Origin of the sequence: Haloferax denitrificans ATCC 35960, from assembly GCF_000337795.1 — an archaeon.
GTDB classification, from domain to species: domain Archaea; phylum Halobacteriota; class Halobacteria; order Halobacteriales; family Haloferacaceae; genus Haloferax; species Haloferax denitrificans.
The window spans coordinates 284,591-303,482 of record NZ_AOLP01000001.1; the positions used below are offsets into that span (position 1 = coordinate 284,591).

Genomic DNA, 18,892 nt, shown 5'->3' on the forward strand with positions numbered 1-18,892 from the left:
GGCGAAAAGGGTGGATTCTTGAGCGTCCGACTCGGACTCCGACTCGGTGGCGATGACGAAGGTTACCCCCACTCAGCCCCTTGTGATGATAGATTTCATCCGAGCCACCACTCACTAACACGACGAACCGGTACCGGGATACTCTGTCTGCTAACAGTATTAGAGTAATACGATCGTCTTTAGATAGACTAATCAGAAGAGAACTGTGGTAACTGAGTCATTTCTGTTTCTACGGATTCCGGAAAATACGTCCGGAGAACAGCATCCATCTCTGGACCAGGATAAAAGAAAGAGACAGGAGGAACGAAATCTTCGAATATCTCCGTAGGAGTAATCGGTTTCTGAAGGGGGTAGGTCGTATTAATCTCGATAGCATAACCGGTCTCAGCGCCCTCATAGTAGTCCATGAACCGGTCTTGGTCCTCAATGCCGGATTGGTCACCAAATAGTTCCCATAATTCGTCAGGGGAGGCTTCGATTATCCGATTGTAGGTGAAACCACCAATAATCTGCATCACCGGAGAGGATGCGTACAGATAAATGAAATCGATAGAATTTGCGTCGCTGAAAGTCGTCCGACGAAATTCATATTGTTTCTCGCCAGCCAGAATTTTCTCCCCAAACTCTGGCTTAATCGAGAGCAAAGCGTTCATCAATTCCTCCTTCTTGTTTTATATACTTATAGTCTTCTTCACTAATCGACTGAATCGTCTGTAGAGGGCCAGAAAGTACATTATTCTCGAGTAAACACTCATATGAGACTGGGTTTTTGAGATCAAAATGCCACGAAAATCGAATGACCGTGGTAGGTGATTTCGCCATATTCTCGATTTCCTGCTCGGAGAATACAGACCGCTTACCTACAAACTTCTGGATTTCGTCTTGGTTAGCAGTACGGAACAGTACATTTTCGCAGACCCCGATGGACGTGACTTCTCTGTAATCTTTTGATCGGTAGAACAGCAATAGGTCACCGGGAGATATTTTCCTGATATTCGAGTGGGATAAATACGCTTTATGAATTGCATTCCCCTCTGAATTGAATCTTCCCGCAAATTCGTTGAGACCCGGTTGTCGTTTAGAGTATCCCGTAAATAACTTGTTGTGGTATTGTGGCTGAATTGGAATGAGGTATTTTCCTATATTTTCTCCATCACAAAAGGAGGGATAGTAGCGGCGTGCAATCTGTGAAGGTTCTAAGCTTGTATCTGGTGGGGGAGTTAACCGCTTCACGAAGATTGCTTCCCCATCTTTGCGGTTAGATGCATGCTCAAACCCATAGTTTTCGATGAGCCTCACCAGATAATCCTCATCCTCTTGGATGAAATGTGTAAGATAAACTTGTTCAACCTCATAACCAATTGCCTCACGAATGGCAATAGAAATCAAAAGCTCGCCGAGTTTGGATCCCCACTGTGCCTCGCTAACTTTCAAAGTAGATATTTTAAGCCGTTTCTCCCGCCCAAGTGATGGAGTGGTGCCTATGTTTTCAACCTCTTCTGGTTTAAGAATCAACACCGCACCAAGTTGGCCATCTTCTGTATAATTAACCCAGGCAGGACGTTCAGACTTTGATTTTGCCCATTCAATGAACTCATATTCTTCTTTTAATGAATCAAAGATAGGATCATTGAGGTCCAAGTCACCGAAAGTAGTCCTACGAATAGATGCCGGACCGCGAATCGCTGGGCGGTCTGGTTCAAAGTAATCTCTTCCCTCTTTAATAGTGAATACGCGGTCTTCAATACTCAGATCAAGAGCTTTTTTATGCATTCCACGATCCTCAGTAATCAAGAAATCAACAGCATCGGTAAAGACCGCGTACAACAGCATATTATCCACCCGGTTGTTGCCCGATGATTTTGGGATATGTCTCCGGAACTCCGACTCACCATCACTCGGTGTAGGAGGATACGCTAATTCAACATATGTCTCAATACGAGACTCGTTCCTTTCTCTTCGTTTCCTGTTGGGATCCTTGCGGATCTCCTTAACGGAGAACGGATGTATCTTAATTGTGTGTCCGCTCTTCTTCAATGATTGCTCTAACTTACGCAGGGGCTTCGGAACAATTTCATCATCTTCTCGATGAATGAATATATTTGTATCAATTAGAATTTGCATATCTGATGACCCTCGAGTATACTACAATTGAGACACATATTACTACTTAGTATTTTGTTTCTCACGTCTAGATGTCGGATTTAGTTATGGATACTTTCGTTAATTAGACTTGACCCCTGTTCACATCCATAATAAGTACGGATCTCATATAGAGCGTCAAGAGCGCTACAACGAAGCATCGAACACCCGGAATCAAGCTAGCTATTTCCCGTCAAACGACCAATAGAGAGGTATGTACCGCCGCACGTTTCTCGGAGTCGCGAGCGCGGCGGCCGCCGGACTCGCGGGCTGTACCGAGGGGGGCGTGCGGCCGCCGAAGGCCGGGTTCCCCGCGCCGGGGAACCCCGACCCGGTCGTCGCGCAGGGCTTCCCGAAGACGGTGTGTGGCGCGCCGCCGAACCCCGTCGACGGCGTCCGCGCCATCGTCGACCCCGCGGTCGCTTCCGGGTGGGCGGGCCGGCGAGTCGACGCGAAGTACCGCTTCGGCGACGACCCCGAACCCGGACTGTACGACGGGTCGTTCGTCGTCGGCGTCGAGCGCGGCGGGGCGGCCCGCGCGTACCCGCTTTCGGTGCTCTGGTGGCACGAGGTCGTCAACGACAGCCTCGGCGGCGACCCGCTTTTCGTGTCGTACTGTCCGATGTGCCAGTCCGGCCTCGTGGCCGAGCGGGTCGTCGACGGCGCGCCGACGACGTTCCTCGTCTCGGGGCAACTGTGGCAACCGCCGGCGACCCGCGGCTTCACGAGCGCCGCCGAGGGGCGGGTGTTCGGCGCGTCGGTCCTGACCGGCGACGCCGAACTCCGAAACGCCGCGAACCTCGTGCTCTACGACGAGGCGACCGGAAGCTACTGGAGCCAACTGCTGGCGACGGGTATCTGTGGCCCGCAGTCCGGCGAGGAACTGGCGGTGCTCCCGTCGTCGGTGACGACGTGGGCCGAGTGGCGCGCCGACCACCCCGATACCGACGTGCTCCTCCCGCCGCCGTGGTCGGAGACGACGTAGGGAACAGGGGGACGCCGGACGCCCGAAACCGGCCACCCGCGCCGAAGGCGCAACTTCCTTCGTGAGCCGCCGCGACCCTCGGCCATGCACATCGAACGCATCGCGGTCGACGAGTCGGTCGGTCGGACGATGCCGCCGGGACTGTTCGCCGAGGCGCTTTCGGGCCACGGCGTCCCCGTCGAGCGCGTCGGCGACGACGAGGAGTTCGGGCCGGGCGACGCGGTCGCCACGTTCGGCCACAGAGACGCCTTCGTCGACGCCGACTGGGTCCACTGCGTCCGCGCCGGCTACGACGAGTTCCCCGTCGCCGACTACGAGGCCGCCGGCACGGCGCTGACGAACAGCACCGGCGTCCACGGGACGACGGTCGGCGAGACGGTCGTCGCCTACATGCTGACGCTCGCCCGCCGCCTCCACGCCTACCGCGACGCCCAGCGCGACCGCGAGTGGGACCTCCCGCGCTACACGGAGCCGTTCACCCTCGACGGCGAGCGCGTCTGCGTCGTCGGCCTCGGCACGCTCGGCCGAGGCGTCGTCGACCGCGCGGCCGCCCTCGGCATGGAGGTCGTCGGTGTCCGGCGCTCCGGCGACCCCGTGGAAAACGTCTCGACGGTGTTCACGCCCGACCGACTGCACGAGGCCGTCGCCGACGCCCGGTTCGTCGTGTTGGCGATGCCGCTGACCGAGGAGACGGAAGGCATGGTCGCCGCACCGACGTTCGAGGCGATGCGCGAGGACGCCTATCTCGTGAACGTCGCGCGCGGCCCCGTCGTCGACGAGGCCGGCCTCGTGGCGGCGCTCGACGACGGCGACATCGCGGGCGCGGCGCTCGACGTGTTCGCCGAGGAACCGCTCCCCGCGGAGTCGCCGCTGTGGGACTTCGACGAGGTGCTCGTCACGCCGCACGTGAGCGCCGCGACGGGGAAGTACCACGAGGACATCGCGGCGCTCGTGGGGGAGAACGTCGAGAAGATAGCCGCCGGCGAACCGCTCACGAACCGGGTGGCGTGAGGGTCGACACGGAACACAGCACCGGCCGCGCGGCGCTCAGAGGAACTTGAACAGGTCGTCGCGGCCCTGCTCGTGGAGGTGCGACCGCAGGGCCTCTTCGAGGGCCGAGATGTCGCCGCGCTTGGCCGTGATGGGCGCGATGACGTTCCGCCACTGCTTCCACGGCGGGAACAGCCCGAGGCGGTCACAGAGGTCGTTCAGGCGCTCGTCGCGGTCGTCGACCTTGTCCATCTTGTTGACCGCGACCACGGTCGGGATGTCGAGTTCGTCGAGGAAGAAGAACATCTCCACGTCGTGGGGGATGGAGTCCTCGGTGGTGTGGCGGTCGATGATGTCGATGACGCTTTTTCCGTCGACGACGAGGACCGCCGCGAGGATGTCGTCGGCGTGTTCCTCGATGTACTGGACGACGTCGGTCTTGATGGCCTCGCGGGTGTCGCGGTCGACGCCGGACATGAAGCCGAACCCGGGGAGGTCGGTAAACATGAACTTCTCCGCGTTCCAGTCGAAGTGGTTGGGCTTGCGGGTGACGCCGGGCTTCTTGCCCGTCGTGAACTTGCTGTGACCCGTCAGCTCTCGCATCAGCGTCGACTTCCCCACGTTCGACCGCCCGACGAGGACGATTTCGTCGCGGTCCGGTCGGTCTTCGAACATACCGGTGGTTCGCCACCGCGACGGATAAGGTGGGCGGAACGGACTCGACGCTGGCGGCGTCGGTCGCGAAAAATCACGTCTCCGGGCGAGCCGCCCCCACGACGACTCGCCGACGACGCGTGAATGAAGCGGCCGCGTCAGTCACAGCCGCCGGCCGATAGCTCGCCCGCGTCCTCGTCGAGAAATCGCAACAGCGGCTCGATTTCGTCGAATCGAGGGCCGCACGCGACGGAACCGCGACGACGGTTCCACTCGACGAAGCCCGCGTCGGCGAGTTTCGGCAGATGAACGTGGAACAGTTCCACCTTCAGTCGGTCGCGGTCGCGGCCGCCACCACCGGCCGCGTCCCGCGTTGCCGCGTCGAGGCGCGCGCGTCGCCGTCGGCGCAGGCCCATCAGCAACCGTCGCCGATGGACGTTTCCGAGAGCGTCGAACGCCTCGTCGAGGCGGGGGGGCGCCGCGGCTACCATCAGCGCAACCCCCGTCGGGTCCCAACGGGCGTCGCGCGACGGGCGCGAGACGCCGAGGTAACGCGTCTCCCGCGAGTCGCCGAACGGTCGCGCTCCGGGCACCCGGCGAGCACCACCCGATACCGGTACCGTCGAGAGCGCGACCAGTCAATCACACGTCCGCACGCCTCTGCGCCGTCGCGGCGCGTCTGGACGGCGTACGGCTGTCGATGTCTGTGTGTGTTCACAACTACGTCCCCCGAGAGTGCATAGCTAGCAAGTCAGCATTCTTTTTCTGCTTTCACAGTCCGGTCATTGAAATAGTGCATCCGGAAGCCGACGTTACATGTCATGAACCGAATCTGGTCACGAACGGGTTCTATCGGCCGAAATGCTAGCGGAAGGGGGTGAATTCCGGCGTTCGAGCGCCGTTTTCGGTCGCTCATGGAACTCGACTGACACGGGAGTTCAATACGGCGGCCGCTGAAAGACAGCCAGTAATGGCCGTAGTCGTCGAGTTGACCATCGACTCAGAGAGCTTCGACCTCGGGAGGGTCACCGCCGTCTCGAACGGCATCCACATCGAGCTAGAGCGCGTCGTCCCGACCGGCGGCGAGGTCATGCCGTTCTTCTGGGCGCACGGCACCGACTTCGAGGCGTTCGAGCGCGCCGTCCGGCACAACCGCATCGTCGACGACCTGACGGCGGTGGCCCGCATCGAAGACCGGGTGCTGTACAAAGTCAACTGGGGTGGGACCACGTCGAGTCTGACTCGGATACTCACCGACAGCGAGGCGACGATTCTCGAAGCCCACGGCAACGACCCGTGGCTGTTCCGCCTCCGGTTCAACGACCACACCGGGTTGACCGAGTTCCACAACCGCTGTCAGGACGAGGAGATCGAGTTCCACGTCGAGCGCATCTACACCCTCGCGGAGGGCGAACCGGGCGTCTACAACTTCGACATCACCAACGAACAACAGGAGGCGCTTGTCACCGCCGTCTCTGAGGGCTACTTCAAGGTCCCCCGTCAGACCACGCTCAACGAGGTGGCCGACCGACTCGGAATCAGCCCGCAGGCCGCCTCCGAGCGCGTCCGCCGCGGGGCCGACACCGTCCTGCGGAAAGTGCTGTTGTCGCAGTCGGCGTCCGACTTCTCGTAGCCGGGGACTGCGCGCGACGACGGGAACCGCTCGCGGCCCGAGCGGGGGAGCTATTGGCCCGGCGCGAGTACGCGACGGCGACGCGATGGACAAAGCGACGCTCCGAACGACGGTGTGGGACGACCTCGAATCGTCGGGCGCGGCCCGGTTTCCCTTCCCGCCGCACGGCCGCATCCCGAACTTCGCCGACGCGACGGCGGCCGCCGAGCGACTGGCGGCGACGCCCGAGTGGGCCGCCGCCGACGCGGTGAAAGCCAACCCGGACGCCCCGCAACTCCCCGTCAGGCGGCGGGCGCTCCGCGAGGGGAAGACCGTCTACATGGCCGTCCCGCGGCTCCGCGACGAGGAGTGTTTCTACGAACTCGACCCCGCGCGCATCGACGACGACGACCTCGACAGCGCGCCGACCGTCTCGCACGTCGAGACCTACGCCGACAAAGTCGGCCCCGACGCCCTCCCGCCCATCGACCTCGTCGTCTCGGGGTCGGTCGCCGTCTCCGAGGCGGGCGCTCGCGTCGGCAAGGGCGAGGGCTTCAGCGACCTCGAATACGCGGTGTTGCGGGGGCTGGGGGCCGTCTCCGCGGAGACGACCGTGGCGACGACGGTCCACGAGCGACAGGTCCGCGACGACCTGCCCGAGCCGGACGCCCACGACGTGCCGATGGACCTCGTCGTCACCCCCGAACGGCTGGTCCGAACCGAGACCCCGTACCCCCGGCCTGAGGGTATCGACTGGGACGCGCTCCCCGACGAGCGCCTCGACGAGATGCCCGTCCTCCGGCGGTTGCACGACGCGTCCGACGAGTCGGGCGAGTAGCCGAGCCCCTGCTTATTTCACCGCCCGGACCGACGTGAGGCCGTGCGACTCGTACAGGTGTTGGTGCCGACCGGCAAGCGCGAGGCCGTCCTGCGGACGCTCGACGAGGAGGGCGTGGACTACGCCGTCTCCGAGGAGACCTCCGGGCGCGGCTTCGTCGCCGTCGTCACCTTCCCGGTCCCGAAGGAGGCCGTCGAACCGGTGTTGGCGCGGCTCCGCGAGGCGGGCGTCGAGCGCGACGCCTACACCGTCGTCGTCGCCGCCGAGACCGTCGCGTCCAAGCGGTTCGACCAACTGCGCGAGCAGTACGAGGAAGACGACGAGAACGGCGACCGCATCGCCCGCGAGGAGCTGGCCTCGAAGGCCGCCGACCTCGCGCCGTCGGTGCCGACGTACGTGCTCATGACGGTCATCTCGGCGCTCGTCGCCACCGCGGGCCTGCTTCTCGACTCGCCGGCCGTGGTCGTCGGCTCGATGGTCATCGCCCCGCTCGTCGGCCCCGCGATGTCCGCGAGCGTCGGCACCGTCGTCGACGACGACGAGATGTTCGCCCGCGGGGTGCGCCTGCAGGCGCTCGGCGGCCTCCTCGCGGTCGGCGCGGCCGCCGTCTTCGCCTTCCTGCTCAGGCAGACCGGGGCGGTCCCGCTGTCGCCCGCGGAGGTGCTGTCGATTCCCGAGGTTGACGAGCGCCTCGCGCCCGACGTGCTGTCGCTCGTCATCGCGCTCGGCGCGGGGGCGGCGGGGGCGATTTCGCTCTCCTCGGGCGTCTCGACCGCGCTCGTCGGCGTCATGATAGCCGCCGCGTTGGTCCCGCCGACCGCCGTCGTCGGCATCGGCATCGCGTGGGGCGCGCCCGAGGCCGTCGTCGGCTCGGCCATCCTCGTCCTCGTCAACATCCTCTCCGTCAACTTCGTCGCCATCGGCGTCCTCTGGCGACAGGGCTACCGACCCGAGCGCTGGATTCGCCGCGACGAGGCCCGCCGGGCCGCCTTCTTCCGCATCGCCGTCATCGGGGTCGGACTGCTCGTGCTCTCGTCGTTCCTCGGCGCGGTCACCTACACGACCTACCGGAACGCCGACTTCCAGACCGACGCGCGCGACGCCGTCGAAGACGCGCTGTCGGACACCGACGCGCGACTGCTGTCGATGGAACTGCAGTACGACAGCGGCCCGCTCCAGGAGCCGGAGGGTATCGTCGTGACCGTCGGCTACGACCCGGCGTCGGACCCCCCGGTGGTCGAACGCGAACTCACGAGGCGGGTGAACGCCGTCGCCCCCGAACCGCTGTCGCCGTGGGGGGCGAGCGAAATCGACGTGCAGGTGCGCTACGTCGCCGTCGTGGAGTAGCGCGGCGACGATTCTGTCACCCGTTTCGAAGGCTACAGTCGCTCTTTGTCTCTAGCGCGGCTTGAATAGCTGAACCCGCGTATGCTGGGTATGCAACGACGCACGATTGCACCGATATTCCTCGTCGGCCTCGTCCTCCTCGCGGGCTGTCTCTCGGCACCCCTGCAGGCGACGACCGACGGCGGCACAGACGCGACGAACGCGACCGACGCGACGACTATCTCCACGACCGGCACCGGCGAAGTGACCGCCGACGCCGACCTCGCCGTGGTCTCCATCGCCGTGACGACCACCGCCGACTCGGCGGACGAGGCCCGCGGCACCGTCGCCGACGACGTGGCCGCCGTCCGCGCCGCCCTCACCGACGCCGGCGTCGCCGAGGACGCCATCCAGACGACCGGCTTCAACATCTACCCCGAGTACGACTACAGCGGACAGGAGCGCGAACTCCTCGGCTACCGCGCCACCCACACCCTCCGCGTTGAGGTCGCCCCCGACCGCGCCGGCGAGGTCATCGACCTCGCGGTCGGTGCCGGTGCCAGCGAAATCCGCGGCGTCGCCTTCACGCTCACTGACGAGAAGCGCGCCGAACTCCGCGAGGAGGCCCTGACCCGCGCCGTCGACTCCGCGAAGGCCGACGCCGACGCGGTCGCCAGCGCCTCGGGCCTGACCGTCGCGGGCGTCCACACCGCCACCGTCGGCGGGAGCGCCTCGCCCGGCCCGTACCCGGTCGCCTACGCCGAGGACGCCGCCCGCGCCTCCGGCTCGACCGAACTCTCTCCCGGCCCCGTGACCGTCTCGGCGACCGTCCAGATGGTCTACGAAGCCGAGTAAGTACTCGCGCCCCGCTGACCGAACTCGCGGTTCGACCCACCACGCATCCGCTTTCTCCGACACCCACCCCGTAGCCGCGGCTCTCTGGGCTTGCGGCGTGACGAAAACGACGGAACTCGAAAATCCGCGTCGATTCGATTACTCGTTGCGCGACGGCGGGATGTCGGGTTCGAACCCGATGGCCTCGACCGCGGCGTCGAGGACGGCCTCGACGTTCTCGCCCGTCTCGACGCTCATGTAGAGGTCGGCCTCCATGTCCGTCGAGCGGTCGCTCTTGTTACAGACGGTGAGCACCGGGATGTCGCGCTCTTCGAAGCGCGCTTTCACGGCGTCGCGGAGTTCGAGCTGTGACTCGATGGGGTAGCCGCACGCCCCGCTGGCGTCGGCGACGAAGATGACGGCGTCCGCGAGGTGTTCGAGGGCGCTCACGGCCTGCCGCTCGATGTCGTTGCGCTCGTCTTCCGGGCGGTCGAGCAGTCCCGGCGTGTCGATAATCTGGTAGCGGATGCGGTCGCGGTCGAAGTGCCCGATTTGGACGCCCTTCGTCGTGAACGGGTAGCGGGCGATTTCGTTCGACGCGCGGGTCACGTCGTTGACGAACGAGGACTTGCCGACGTTCGGGTAGCCGGCGACGACGATTGCCGGCTCGTCCGGGCGGATGTCGGGGAGGTCCTTCAGGGCGTCGCGCGCCTCGCCGATGCGGAGCAGGTCGTCTTCGACCTCCTCGACGACGCTCGCCATGCGGGCGAACGCCTGCTTTCGGTGCTTGCGCGCGAGGTCCGCGTCGGTCTTGCGGAGCTTCGGCTGGTACTCGCGGGCGATGTTGTCGACCTGCCGGGAGGCCCACATCACTTCCGAGAGGCTCTTTCGGACCTCGTCGACGTCGACGATGGCGTCGGCGAGCTCGTAGTAGAAGGGGTCGACCGTCCCGAAGTCGGGCCACTCGACGACGACGTTTTCGAGGTTGTCCGAGAGGATGTTCGACGCCGTCTGGAGCATCGACTGCTGAGCCTCCAACTTGTTCTGCTTCGCTCGCCCCGTGCGCGCGGCCCGCGAGAAGGCCTTGTCGATGAGTTCGTCCGACCGGGGCGTGGTCGGGAGAGACTCGAAAATCATTGCAGTCCGCTACATGGCCGAGCCGTAAAAGCGCGTCCGTTTGGGGCTCGGCGCTTCGAGCGGGGGATTCGCCGTGCAGGTCTCCCGCACGGTTCGACCGGAAGCGAAGGGGTCGCGGGCGACCGGCGCGCGGGCGCTGACGGACGCGAACGGACGCGGACCGCCAAACCGTCAACCCCCGCGACCGCCACGAAGTTCTTGACCGCCCGCGGCCTACCTCGACCCATGACTGACTGGAAAGCGGTCGCCGTCGGCTTCGTCGTCATCGTCGTCGTCGGCACGGGCGGGCTCGCGCTCCCCGTCGTCGGCCAAATCGGCGCGGGCCTGCTCGGCGGCTTCGCGGCGGGCTACCTCGCGGGCGGCACGCTCGGTAACGGCGCGTGGAACGGTCTCGTCGCGGGCTCTATCTCGGGTGTCGTCGTGACGCTCTTCGCGGCGCTCCTCGGGAGTCTCCTCGGACTCGCCGGCGGCCCGCTGGGCGGCCTCCTCGGCGGCGTCGGCGTCCTCGTCGCGGGCGTCATCTTGACGCTCGTCTTCGCAATCGACAGCGCCATCGCCGGGGCCGTCGGCGCGTGGGTGAAGGGCTGAGGCTGAGCTGAATCTGAGGCGGAGGTTGGAGGGCGTCGCAACGGGCTACTCGCCGCGTTCGAGGTACTCCCGCTGAATCTCGACGACCTCGGTCGAATCCGCGCACTCCGAGTACCGGCGGAGCGGCTCCTCGTTGAGTTCGAGGAACGTGTGCCCCCAGTTGAACTTCGAGAGCACGTCTTCGGCCCGCGTTTTCTCGCCGAAGATGACGAGCGCGGCGGCTATCGCCTCGACGGTCGTCAGTTGCATCGGCCGGCCGAAGTTCACGGGGTTGGCGGCGACGAGATACGGGAGCGCGCGGTGCTCGCCGGGGAGCGAGAACATGGCCTCGCCGGCCGACTCCCACGAGCAGTCGAGCGCGACGAGCGCGCCCGTGTCCGCGTCGGCTGGCGACAGCGCCCTGTCGGCGTGGGGGTTGAGCACGACGCCGTAGGGGGTCTCGCGGTCGGAGCCGTGGAGGGCGGCCATGTCGAAGCGTTCGAGCTTCTTCGCCGTGCACTTCTTCGGGTCGTCGTCGCCCTCGTATCGAACGTGCAGGTCCACACCCGGGGTACGCGACTGGCAGAGAAAAGCGTCCCGAACGCGGTGTCGGCGCACGCGAGGGGTTCGAGGGGCGAGGCGAACCGGCGTCGGATTCTTCCCGTCGGCCGACGAAGAAAGCGCGTGCATCCCGACGCGACGTATCTGGCCCGGCAGTACTACACGGCGCTCGACCACCACGGATACGACATGCTTCGGAACATCCTCGAACCGGGGTTCGTCCAGCACCGCGGCGACATGACGCTCTCGGGGCGCGAGGAGTTCGTCTCGTTCATGCGCGACGACAGGCCGCAGAAGGACACGCGACACGTCATCGAGCGCTACATCCAGTCGAAGTCCGACGACGAAATCGTCGTCCGCGGCCACCTCGAAGACCGCGACGGCGACGAGCTGTTCGTCTTTCTCGACCGGTTTCGGGCGCGGGACGGGAAGCTCTCGGAGCTGAAGACGTTCGTCAAGTCGTCGACGGCGAACTGACGGGAGGAGACGCGGGAAACAGAGAGACAGGGAGCGAAAGAAGCGAGAGAAACGAAACGCGCGTGGCGGCGCGGGTCGGTCGCTCAGTCCTTCTTGCCGGCACCGACGGCGGCCTCGCCGACCGGCTCGTGGCCCTCGATGACCTCGCGGCCGCCCATGTAGGGCTGGAGCGGTTCGGGCACGTCGACCGTGCCGTCCTCGTTCTGGTAGTATTCGAGGAGCGCGACCATGACGCGGCCGACGGCCGTGCCCGAGGCGTTGAGCGTGTGGAGGTACTCCGCCGACTCGTGGCGCTCGGGGCGGTAGCGGAGACCGGCGCGGCGCGCCTGGAAGTCCTCGAAGTTCGAGGCCGACGACACTTCCAGCCAGCGGCCGCCGAGGTCCTCGGGGCCGTCCTCGGACTCCGTCCCGGGGGCCCACACTTCGAGGTCGTAGGTCTTCGCCGACGCGAAGGTGAGGTCGCCGGTGCAAAGCGAGAGGACGCGGTACGGCAGGCCGAGTCGGTCGAGCACTTCGGCGGCCTCGTCGACGAGCGCTTCGAGCCGGTCGTACGACTCCTCTGGCTCGACGAAGTTGACGAGTTCGACCTTGTTGAACTGGTGGACGCGGACGATGCCGCGGGTCTCGGTGCCGTGTTCGCCCGCCTCGCGCCGGAAGTTCGGCGTGTACGCCTGATGCTTCAGCGGGAGGTCGTCCTTCAGGAGAATCTCGTCGCGGTACATGTTCGTCACCGGGACCTCCGCGGTGGGACAGAGCCACAGGTCGTCGTCCTCGTAGTTCTCGGTCTCCGAGCCGCCGATGCGGTAGGCGTCCTCGGCGAACTTCGGGAGCTGACCGGTGCCCTCCATCGAGGTGGTCTTGACCGGAATCGGCGGGAACAGGTCGACGTACTCCTGTTCGCGGTGCACGTCGAGCATGAACTGCACGAGCGCGTGTTCGAGCATCGCGCCCTCGCCTTTCAGGAAGTAGAATCCCGAGCCGGTGGTCTTGGCCGCGCGACCCTCGTCGATGATGTCGAGTTCCTCGCCGAGGTCGTAGTGCGGCGTCACCTCGTCGGGAAGCTCGCGGCGGTCGTCGAAGCCGACGCGGCGGACCTCCTCGTTGTCGGCCTCGTCGGCCCCGACGGGGACCGACTCGTGGGGGAGGTTCGGAAGCTCCATGAGCGCCTCGTCGAGTTCCGCTTCGAGTTCGTCGGCGCGGGCTTCGAGCTCCTGTAGCTCCGTCTTGAGTTCGCCCGAGCGGTCGATGGCCGCCTGCGCCTCCTCGTCTTTGCCCTCCTGTTTCAGCTGGCCGATCTTCTGGCTGACCTCGTTGCGCTCGTGGCGGAGGTCGTCGCCTTCGGCCTTCAGCGAGCGCCACTCGTCGTACACGTCGAGGACGCGGTCGATGTCCACGCCCTCCATGTTGCGGGCGGCGAGCGCGTCGCGAACTCGCTCCGGTTCGTCGCGGAGCAGTTGCCTGTCAATCATTGGGCTGTGGTTTCCGGGCGGGCGGGAAAATCGTATCGCATCGCCGAGGGGCGGGGGCGAGAACGCGGCGGGAGAGCGCGACGAATCAGCGTCGGAGAAACGGGACGAAACGGCGTCGAACGGACGCGACTGAACCGCGGTGAGAGCGGCCGCCGCGGTCGGGAGCCGACGGACCGACTACCAGAGGAACGCCGGCCAGACGAACTGGAAGAGGAACCAGATGAGGATGGTCAGGACGCCGGTCATCACGACGTTGAGGACGGTCCCCGCCCGCATCATGTGCGACTGCTTGATGTGGCCGCTCCCGAAGACGATGGCGTTCGGGGGCGTCGCCACCGGGAGCGCGAACGCGAACGAGGCCGCGATGGCTCCGCTGACCGCGAGGAACACCGCCGCGGAGACCTCGGTGAGGCCGAGCGTCGCCGCGAAGATGCTCCCGATGCCGATGAGCACGGGGACGATGATGGTCGCCGTCGCGGTGTTCGAGGTCATCTCCGTGAGGAAGATGACGAGGAGGACGATAGCGCCGACGACGAGGATGATGGGCGCGCCGGTCAGAGAGCCGAAGACGGCCTCGGCGAGCCACCGCGTCGCGCCCGTGGAGGCGAACGCGTCGGCCAGCGAGATGCCGCCGCCGAAGAGGAGAATCGTCCCCCAGTCGATGTCGGCCAGTTCGTCCCACTCCATCGTGTCCGCGAGGACGAGCGCCGGGATGGAGACCATCCCGACCATCACGTAGTACAGGAGGCCCTGATGGCCCTCGACGCCGAGGAGCGTCATCCCCTCACCGGTGCCGAACAGGGTGTTGAACACCGGGTCAGAGAGGACGCCCTCGAACGCGAGGTCGAGGCCGCCGACGACCCACAGCCCGGCGGTGGCGGCGAAGATGTACGCGACGCGGCGGCCGCGGGTCGAGAGCGCGCCCTCCTCGGCGAGGTACTCGCGCGCCTGTTCGCGGGCCCCCTCCACGTCGTCGACCTCGGGCGGGTAGAACCGGAACGTGAGGAGGTACCAGACGATGGGGAGGGTGATGGCGACGATTGGGAGGCCGACGAGGAGCCACTCGGCGAAGCCGATGTCGTAGCCGAGCAACGCGTTGAGCTGGGTGGCGACGACCGCGTTCGGGGGCGTGCCGATGAGGGTGCCGACCCCGCCGACGCTCGCGGCGTAGGCGGTGCCGAGGAGCGTCGCTATCTGCATGTTCGAGAAGGAGCCCTCAGTGGCGTCGGCCTCGTAGACCTCGTCGCGGCCGAGCACCTGCGCGAGGACGCCGAGCGCGATGGGCGTCATCATCGCCGTCGTCGCGGTGTTCGAGACCCACATCGACAGGAACGCCGTGGCGAGCATGATGGCGAGGATGAGCCGCCGCGGCGACGACCCCATGACGGCCATGAGCCACAGCGCGATGCGGCGGTCGATGTTGTACTTCTGGAGCGCGTTCGCCAGCATGAAGCCGGCGATAAAGAGGAAGATGAGGTGGTCGGCGAAGCCGGCGAGCGCCGGGTCGATGTCGCCGTAGACGCCGTACGCCGTGAGCAACACCGGTATCGACAGCGCCGTCACCGCGAGGGGAAGCGCGCCGGACACCCAGAGGATGCCGGCGAACACCATCGTCGCTAATGCGTACTGTCCCCGCGTCGAAAGCCCCTCGAGCGACGGCCCGAAGGCCAGCGCGAGGGACGCGACGAGGGCGAGTGTGAAGACGGCAAATCGTCCGCGAGCAGTCTTTGTAACACCGCGTATCATTGATACACGCTATCTCTAACGATAGTCTTACTTAATTATTTTCAATACGGTAGCGAATGGCGGTATATCGGTGTCGACAGCCGCGTTCCCGTCGGAATCGGCAGGCGGAAGCGAGATTCGGCGTCGCGTCTCGGGGAGAGTTAAAAGTGTTCGACGAGCGTGCGGACCTGTCGGTCGTCGAGTTCCGCGGCGTACAGCGAGAGCAGGGCGCGGCGGCGCGACCGCGAGAGGCCGCGGCTCCCGGATTCGAGCATGGAGACGTGCGCCTGCATGAGGTCGTCGACGGCGCGCTCGACGGCCCGCTGGTTGTAGCCGGCGGCGACTCTGAGCAGTCGCCACGCCATCGGCGAGACGTCCGCGATGTCGACGTCCGGGAGCGGGTCGCCGCCCTGTTCGGACATGGGGACGGCTTTGCAGTCGCCCGTAATCAACGTGGGGGGTCGGGGCGACCGAACGCTTTTCTTCCCCGGAGACGGCCGTCAACTATGGCTATTGGCGACGTCGAACCCGTCCCGGACAGCACGGACCTCTACTACGTCGACACCGGCATGTACGAGGTGGAGAAGTACGGCTCGGTCTACCTCGTCGACGCCGAGAGGCCGGCGCTCGTCGACACCGGCATCGCCGCCGACAGGGAGGCGGTCTTCGGGATGCTCGACGAGGTCGGCGTCGACGACCTCGCGTACGTCCTGCCGACGCACGTCCACCTCGACCACGCGGGCGGCGCGGGCTACCTCGCCGAGCGCTACCCCGACGCGACCGTCATGACCCACGAACTCGGCGCGCCGCACCTCGTGGACCCCTCGCGGCTCATCGAGGGCACGAAGGCGGCCGTCGAAGACCAGTGGCGGTTCTACGACGAACCGCTTCCCATCGAGGAAGACCGCGTCGAGGGCCTCACCGACGGCGACGAAATCGACCTCGGCGACCGGACGCTCACGGTCCACCACGCGCCCGGCCACGCGCCGCATCAGGTGATGTTCCACGACGACGGCGACGACGCGCTGTTCGTCGGCGACGCGCTCGGCATCTGGGAGCCGCGGTCGCGGACGCTCCGACAGACCTCGCCGCCCTCGCAGTTCCACCTCCAGAAGGCGCTCGACGACGTGCGGACCATCGAGGACATCGACCCCGAGACGGTCTGTTTCGGCCACTTCGGCCCGAGAGCCTTCGACGCCGACCTCGCGGCGGAGTACAAGCGCGTCCTCGTGGAGTGGGTCGAGGCCATCCGACAGAAGCGCGCGGAACTCGGCGACGACGAGGCCGTCATCGACCACTTCGTCGAGCACACCCGGATGGACGAGGTGTGGGGCGCGCGGAAGGCCCGCGACGAGGAACGTCTGAACACCCGCGGCGTGCTCGGCTACCTCGACTACGTCGGCGACGACGCGTGACGCGACCGGGGTCGCAATCAGCGTTTCCCCGCGGTACCGCGGGCTTTCAACAGACGGCACGTACATAGTTTTTAAATGTTGAATTGTTAGTAATAGAACATGGACTGGCGGGACGCGGAGGCGGCGTTCGACGACCCGGTCATCGAGCGGACGACCCTCCCACGGATGTTCGAGGCGAGCGCGTCGCGGAACGCCTCGCGAGTCGCACAGCGCTACAAAGGCGGCGTCTACCGGCGGTCGCTGGTCGCCGAGGGCGTCGTCCCGGCGGCTCCCGACGGCGACTACGCCGACCTGACCTACGAGGAGATGCGGGGCGTCGTCCGCCGCCTCGCGGCCGGGTTCCGCGACCTCGGCATCGAGAGCGCCGACCGGGTGGGCATCCTCTCGCACACGCGCATGGAGTGGGCGCAGACCGACTTCGCGGTCCTCGGCGCGGGCGGCGTCGTCACCACGGTCTACACCTCGTCGTCGGAGCGGCAGGTGCAGTATCTGCTTTCCGACCCCGGGGCAAACGCCGTCGTCGTCGAGAACGAAGAACTACTGGAGCGCGTGCTCGCCGTCGAAGACGAGTTGGACCTGCGGTTTATCGTCGTCATCGACGAGTACGACGGCCGCGACGACCGCGAGGACGTGCTGACACTCGGCGAGCTGTATCGCCGCGGTGAAGACGTGTACGACGAGGCGGCCTACGAGTCGTGGCTTGACGAGCGCGACCCCGAGGACCTCGCCAGCCTCATCTACACCTCGGGGACGACGGGCCGGCCGAAAGGCGTCCGGCTCACCCACTGGAACTTCCGGTCGAACGTCAACGAGAGCTATCGGCGGTTCGGCCCGCGCCCGGACAAAGGCGACACGCCGGTCATCGGTCCCGACGCGGTGACGCTTTCGTTCCTGCCGCTGGCGCACGTCTTCGAGCGCATGGCCGGCCACTTCATGATGTTCGCGGCGGGCGCGACCGTCGCCTACGCCGAGAGCCCCGACACGCTCCGCGAGGACTTCCAACTCGCCCGGCCGACGGTCGGGACGAGCGTCCCTCGCGTGTACGAGAAGCTCTACGACGCGATTCGGACGCAGGCCAGCGAATCGCCGGCGAAAAAGCGCGTCTTCGAGTGGGCCGTCGGCGTCGGGCAGGCGTACCACACGACCGACGCGCCGGGCTACCTGCTCTCCGCGAAACACCGCCTCGCCGACCGCCTCGTGTTCGGGCAGGTGCGCGAGGCGCTCGGCGACAACATCGACTTTTTCATCAGCGGCGGCGGGAGCCTCTCGGCGGAACTGTGCGCGCTCTACCACGCGATGGGCCTGCCGATTTACGAGGGCTACGGCCTCACCGAAACCTCGCCGGTCATCTCGGTCAACCCCCCAGAGGAGCCGAAAATCGGCACCATCGGCTACCCGCTTCGGACCGTCGAGACGGAACTCGACGCGACCGTCGTCGGCGACCGACTCGGCGACGCGGGCGGCGAGGTGGGCGAACTGCTCGTCCGCGGGCCGAGCGTCACCGAGGGCTACTGGAACGACCCCGAGGAGACCGAGGCGGCGTTCGTCGAGGACGACGAGGGCGAACGCTGGTTCCGCACCGGCGACGTGGTCGAACGCCGGCCCGACGGCTACATCGCCTTCCGCGAGCGCGCCAAGCAGATTCTCGTCCTCTCGACGGGGAAGAACGTCGCGCCCGGTCCCATCGAGGACGCCTTCGCCTCCTCGCCGGTGGTCGAGCAGTGCATGGTCCTCGGCGACGGCCGCAAGTTCGTCTCGGCGCTCATCGTCCCCAGTTTCGACGGCCTGCGGGAGTGGGCCGACGAGGAGGGTATCGACCTCCCGGACGAGCCGAAAGCCATCTGCCGCGACGACCGGGTGTACGAGCGCATCGAGGCCGAGGTGGACGCGGCCAACGAGAACTTCGAGTCCTACGAGCGAATCAAGCAGTTCCGCGTCGTCCCCGAGGAGTTCTCCGAGGGCAACGACCTGATGACGCCGACGATGAAGAAAAAGCGCCGGAACATCCTCGACCGCTACGCCGACGAGGTCTCTCTCATCTACGACGAGGAGCGCCGGGGCGAAACGGAAACGGGGCGGGGCCGCGAACGGGACGCGACCCAGTGAAATCTGACAGACTAAACTTTTTTGGGATTTTTGCGGCCATACGTATCCACAAGA

Annotated in this window: 19 protein-coding genes; 10 read left to right on the plus strand and 9 right to left on the minus strand. The window is 65.6% G+C overall.

Features of this window, described 5'->3' with window-relative positions; all coding sequences use genetic code 11:
• Positions 1 to 188: 188 nt before the first annotated feature.
• Positions 189 to 653: a hypothetical protein gene (locus C438_RS01240; protein WP_004967417.1), complete on the minus strand. Its 465-nt coding sequence runs from the start codon at positions 651 to 653 to the stop codon at positions 189 to 191.
• Complete coding sequence (locus tag C438_RS19230) at positions 631 to 2,124, minus strand: EVE domain-containing protein (protein WP_152421726.1); 1,494 nt, start codon at positions 2,122 to 2,124, stop codon at positions 631 to 633. Before C438_RS19230 ends, C438_RS01240 begins: the two co-directional genes overlap by 23 nt.
• A 232-nt stretch (positions 2,125 to 2,356) precedes the next feature.
• Here C438_RS19230 and C438_RS01250 point away from each other — a divergent pair, with 232 nt between their 5' ends.
• Together C438_RS01250 and ddh are read left to right on the plus strand one after the other, a co-directional pair.
• The gene (locus C438_RS01250) at positions 2,357 to 3,127 is read left to right on the plus strand and encodes a DUF3179 domain-containing (seleno)protein (protein ID WP_004967419.1); all 771 of its coding nucleotides are present in this window, start codon (positions 2,357 to 2,359) and stop codon (positions 3,125 to 3,127) included.
• Positions 3,128 to 3,211: 84 nt separating this feature from the next.
• Positions 3,212 to 4,138, plus strand: a complete 927-nt coding sequence (ddh, locus tag C438_RS01255; protein WP_004967420.1) for a D-2-hydroxyacid dehydrogenase — start codon at positions 3,212 to 3,214, stop codon at positions 4,136 to 4,138.
• Positions 4,139 to 4,174: 36 nt separating this feature from the next.
• Here the strand turns inward: ddh and engB are convergent, their stop codons facing one another.
• Together engB and C438_RS01265 are read right to left on the minus strand one after the other, a co-directional pair.
• Positions 4,175 to 4,792, minus strand: coding sequence for a GTP-binding protein EngB (gene engB / locus C438_RS01260; protein ID WP_004967421.1), 618 nt, complete (start codon positions 4,790 to 4,792; stop codon positions 4,175 to 4,177).
• A 137-nt stretch (positions 4,793 to 4,929) separates the two neighbouring features.
• The gene (locus C438_RS01265) at positions 4,930 to 5,262 is read right to left on the minus strand and encodes a DUF7344 domain-containing protein (protein ID WP_004967422.1); all 333 of its coding nucleotides are present in this window, start codon (positions 5,260 to 5,262) and stop codon (positions 4,930 to 4,932) included.
• 479 nt (positions 5,263 to 5,741) lie between these two features.
• Between C438_RS01265 and C438_RS01270 the strand changes: the two genes are divergently transcribed.
• The 4 genes from C438_RS01270 (at position 5,742) to C438_RS01285 (ending at position 9,402) form a co-directional block, all read left to right on the plus strand.
• Positions 5,742 to 6,404 carry a helix-turn-helix domain-containing protein gene (locus C438_RS01270; RefSeq protein WP_004967423.1) on the plus strand — a complete coding sequence of 221 codons (663 nt, stop codon included), beginning with the start codon at positions 5,742 to 5,744 and terminating at the stop codon, positions 6,402 to 6,404.
• Between the two features lie 85 nt (positions 6,405 to 6,489).
• Positions 6,490 to 7,221, plus strand: a complete 732-nt coding sequence (locus C438_RS01275) for a 5-formyltetrahydrofolate cyclo-ligase (protein ID WP_004967424.1) — start codon at positions 6,490 to 6,492, stop codon at positions 7,219 to 7,221.
• Between the two features lie 42 nt (positions 7,222 to 7,263).
• Positions 7,264 to 8,568 carry a TIGR00341 family protein gene (locus tag C438_RS01280; protein ID WP_004967425.1) on the plus strand — a complete coding sequence of 435 codons (1,305 nt, stop codon included), beginning with the start codon at positions 7,264 to 7,266 and terminating at the stop codon, positions 8,566 to 8,568.
• 90 nt (positions 8,569 to 8,658) lie between these two features.
• Positions 8,659 to 9,402, plus strand: a complete 744-nt coding sequence (locus C438_RS01285) for an SIMPL domain-containing protein (RefSeq protein WP_004967426.1) — start codon at positions 8,659 to 8,661, stop codon at positions 9,400 to 9,402.
• 138 nt (positions 9,403 to 9,540) lie between these two features.
• On the opposite strand, the gene C438_RS01290 is transcribed toward C438_RS01285, so the two are convergent.
• A complete protein-coding gene (locus tag C438_RS01290; protein WP_004967427.1) occupies positions 9,541 to 10,518 on the minus strand; it encodes an NOG1 family protein in 978 nt (325 codons plus the stop codon).
• Between the two features lie 225 nt (positions 10,519 to 10,743).
• Between C438_RS01290 and C438_RS01295 the strand changes: the two genes are divergently transcribed.
• Positions 10,744 to 11,106, plus strand: a complete 363-nt coding sequence (locus tag C438_RS01295; protein WP_004967428.1) for a DUF5518 domain-containing protein — start codon at positions 10,744 to 10,746, stop codon at positions 11,104 to 11,106.
• A 45-nt stretch (positions 11,107 to 11,151) separates the two neighbouring features.
• On the opposite strand, the gene C438_RS01300 is transcribed toward C438_RS01295, so the two are convergent.
• Complete coding sequence (locus C438_RS01300) at positions 11,152 to 11,649, minus strand: DUF367 family protein (RefSeq protein WP_004967429.1); 498 nt, start codon at positions 11,647 to 11,649, stop codon at positions 11,152 to 11,154.
• A gap of 120 nt (positions 11,650 to 11,769) precedes the next feature.
• On the opposite strand from C438_RS01300, the gene C438_RS01305 reads away from it, so the two are divergent.
• Positions 11,770 to 12,123, plus strand: coding sequence for a nuclear transport factor 2 family protein (locus tag C438_RS01305; protein WP_004967430.1), 354 nt, complete (start codon positions 11,770 to 11,772; stop codon positions 12,121 to 12,123).
• An 83-nt stretch (positions 12,124 to 12,206) separates the two neighbouring features.
• On the opposite strand, the gene serS is transcribed toward C438_RS01305, so the two are convergent.
• From serS to C438_RS01320, 3 genes are all read right to left on the minus strand, one after another.
• A complete protein-coding gene (gene serS, locus C438_RS01310; protein ID WP_004967431.1) occupies positions 12,207 to 13,592 on the minus strand; it encodes a serine--tRNA ligase in 1,386 nt (461 codons plus the stop codon).
• Positions 13,593 to 13,769: 177 nt separating this feature from the next.
• Positions 13,770 to 15,338, minus strand: a complete 1,569-nt coding sequence (locus C438_RS01315) for an SLC13 family permease (protein ID WP_004967432.1) — start codon at positions 15,336 to 15,338, stop codon at positions 13,770 to 13,772.
• Between the two features lie 140 nt (positions 15,339 to 15,478).
• Positions 15,479 to 15,739: a hypothetical protein gene (locus C438_RS01320; protein ID WP_004967433.1), complete on the minus strand. Its 261-nt coding sequence runs from the start codon at positions 15,737 to 15,739 to the stop codon at positions 15,479 to 15,481.
• Positions 15,740 to 15,823: 84 nt separating this feature from the next.
• Between C438_RS01320 and C438_RS01325 the strand changes: the two genes are divergently transcribed.
• Both C438_RS01325 and C438_RS01330 read left to right on the plus strand, forming a co-directional pair.
• Positions 15,824 to 16,732 carry an MBL fold metallo-hydrolase gene (locus C438_RS01325; protein ID WP_004967434.1) on the plus strand — a complete coding sequence of 303 codons (909 nt, stop codon included), beginning with the start codon at positions 15,824 to 15,826 and terminating at the stop codon, positions 16,730 to 16,732.
• Between the two features lie 99 nt (positions 16,733 to 16,831).
• On the plus strand, positions 16,832 to 18,838 hold the full coding sequence (locus C438_RS01330; RefSeq protein ID WP_004967435.1) for an AMP-dependent synthetase/ligase: 2,007 nt from the start codon (positions 16,832 to 16,834) through the stop codon (positions 18,836 to 18,838).
• Positions 18,839 to 18,892 lie beyond the last annotated feature (54 nt).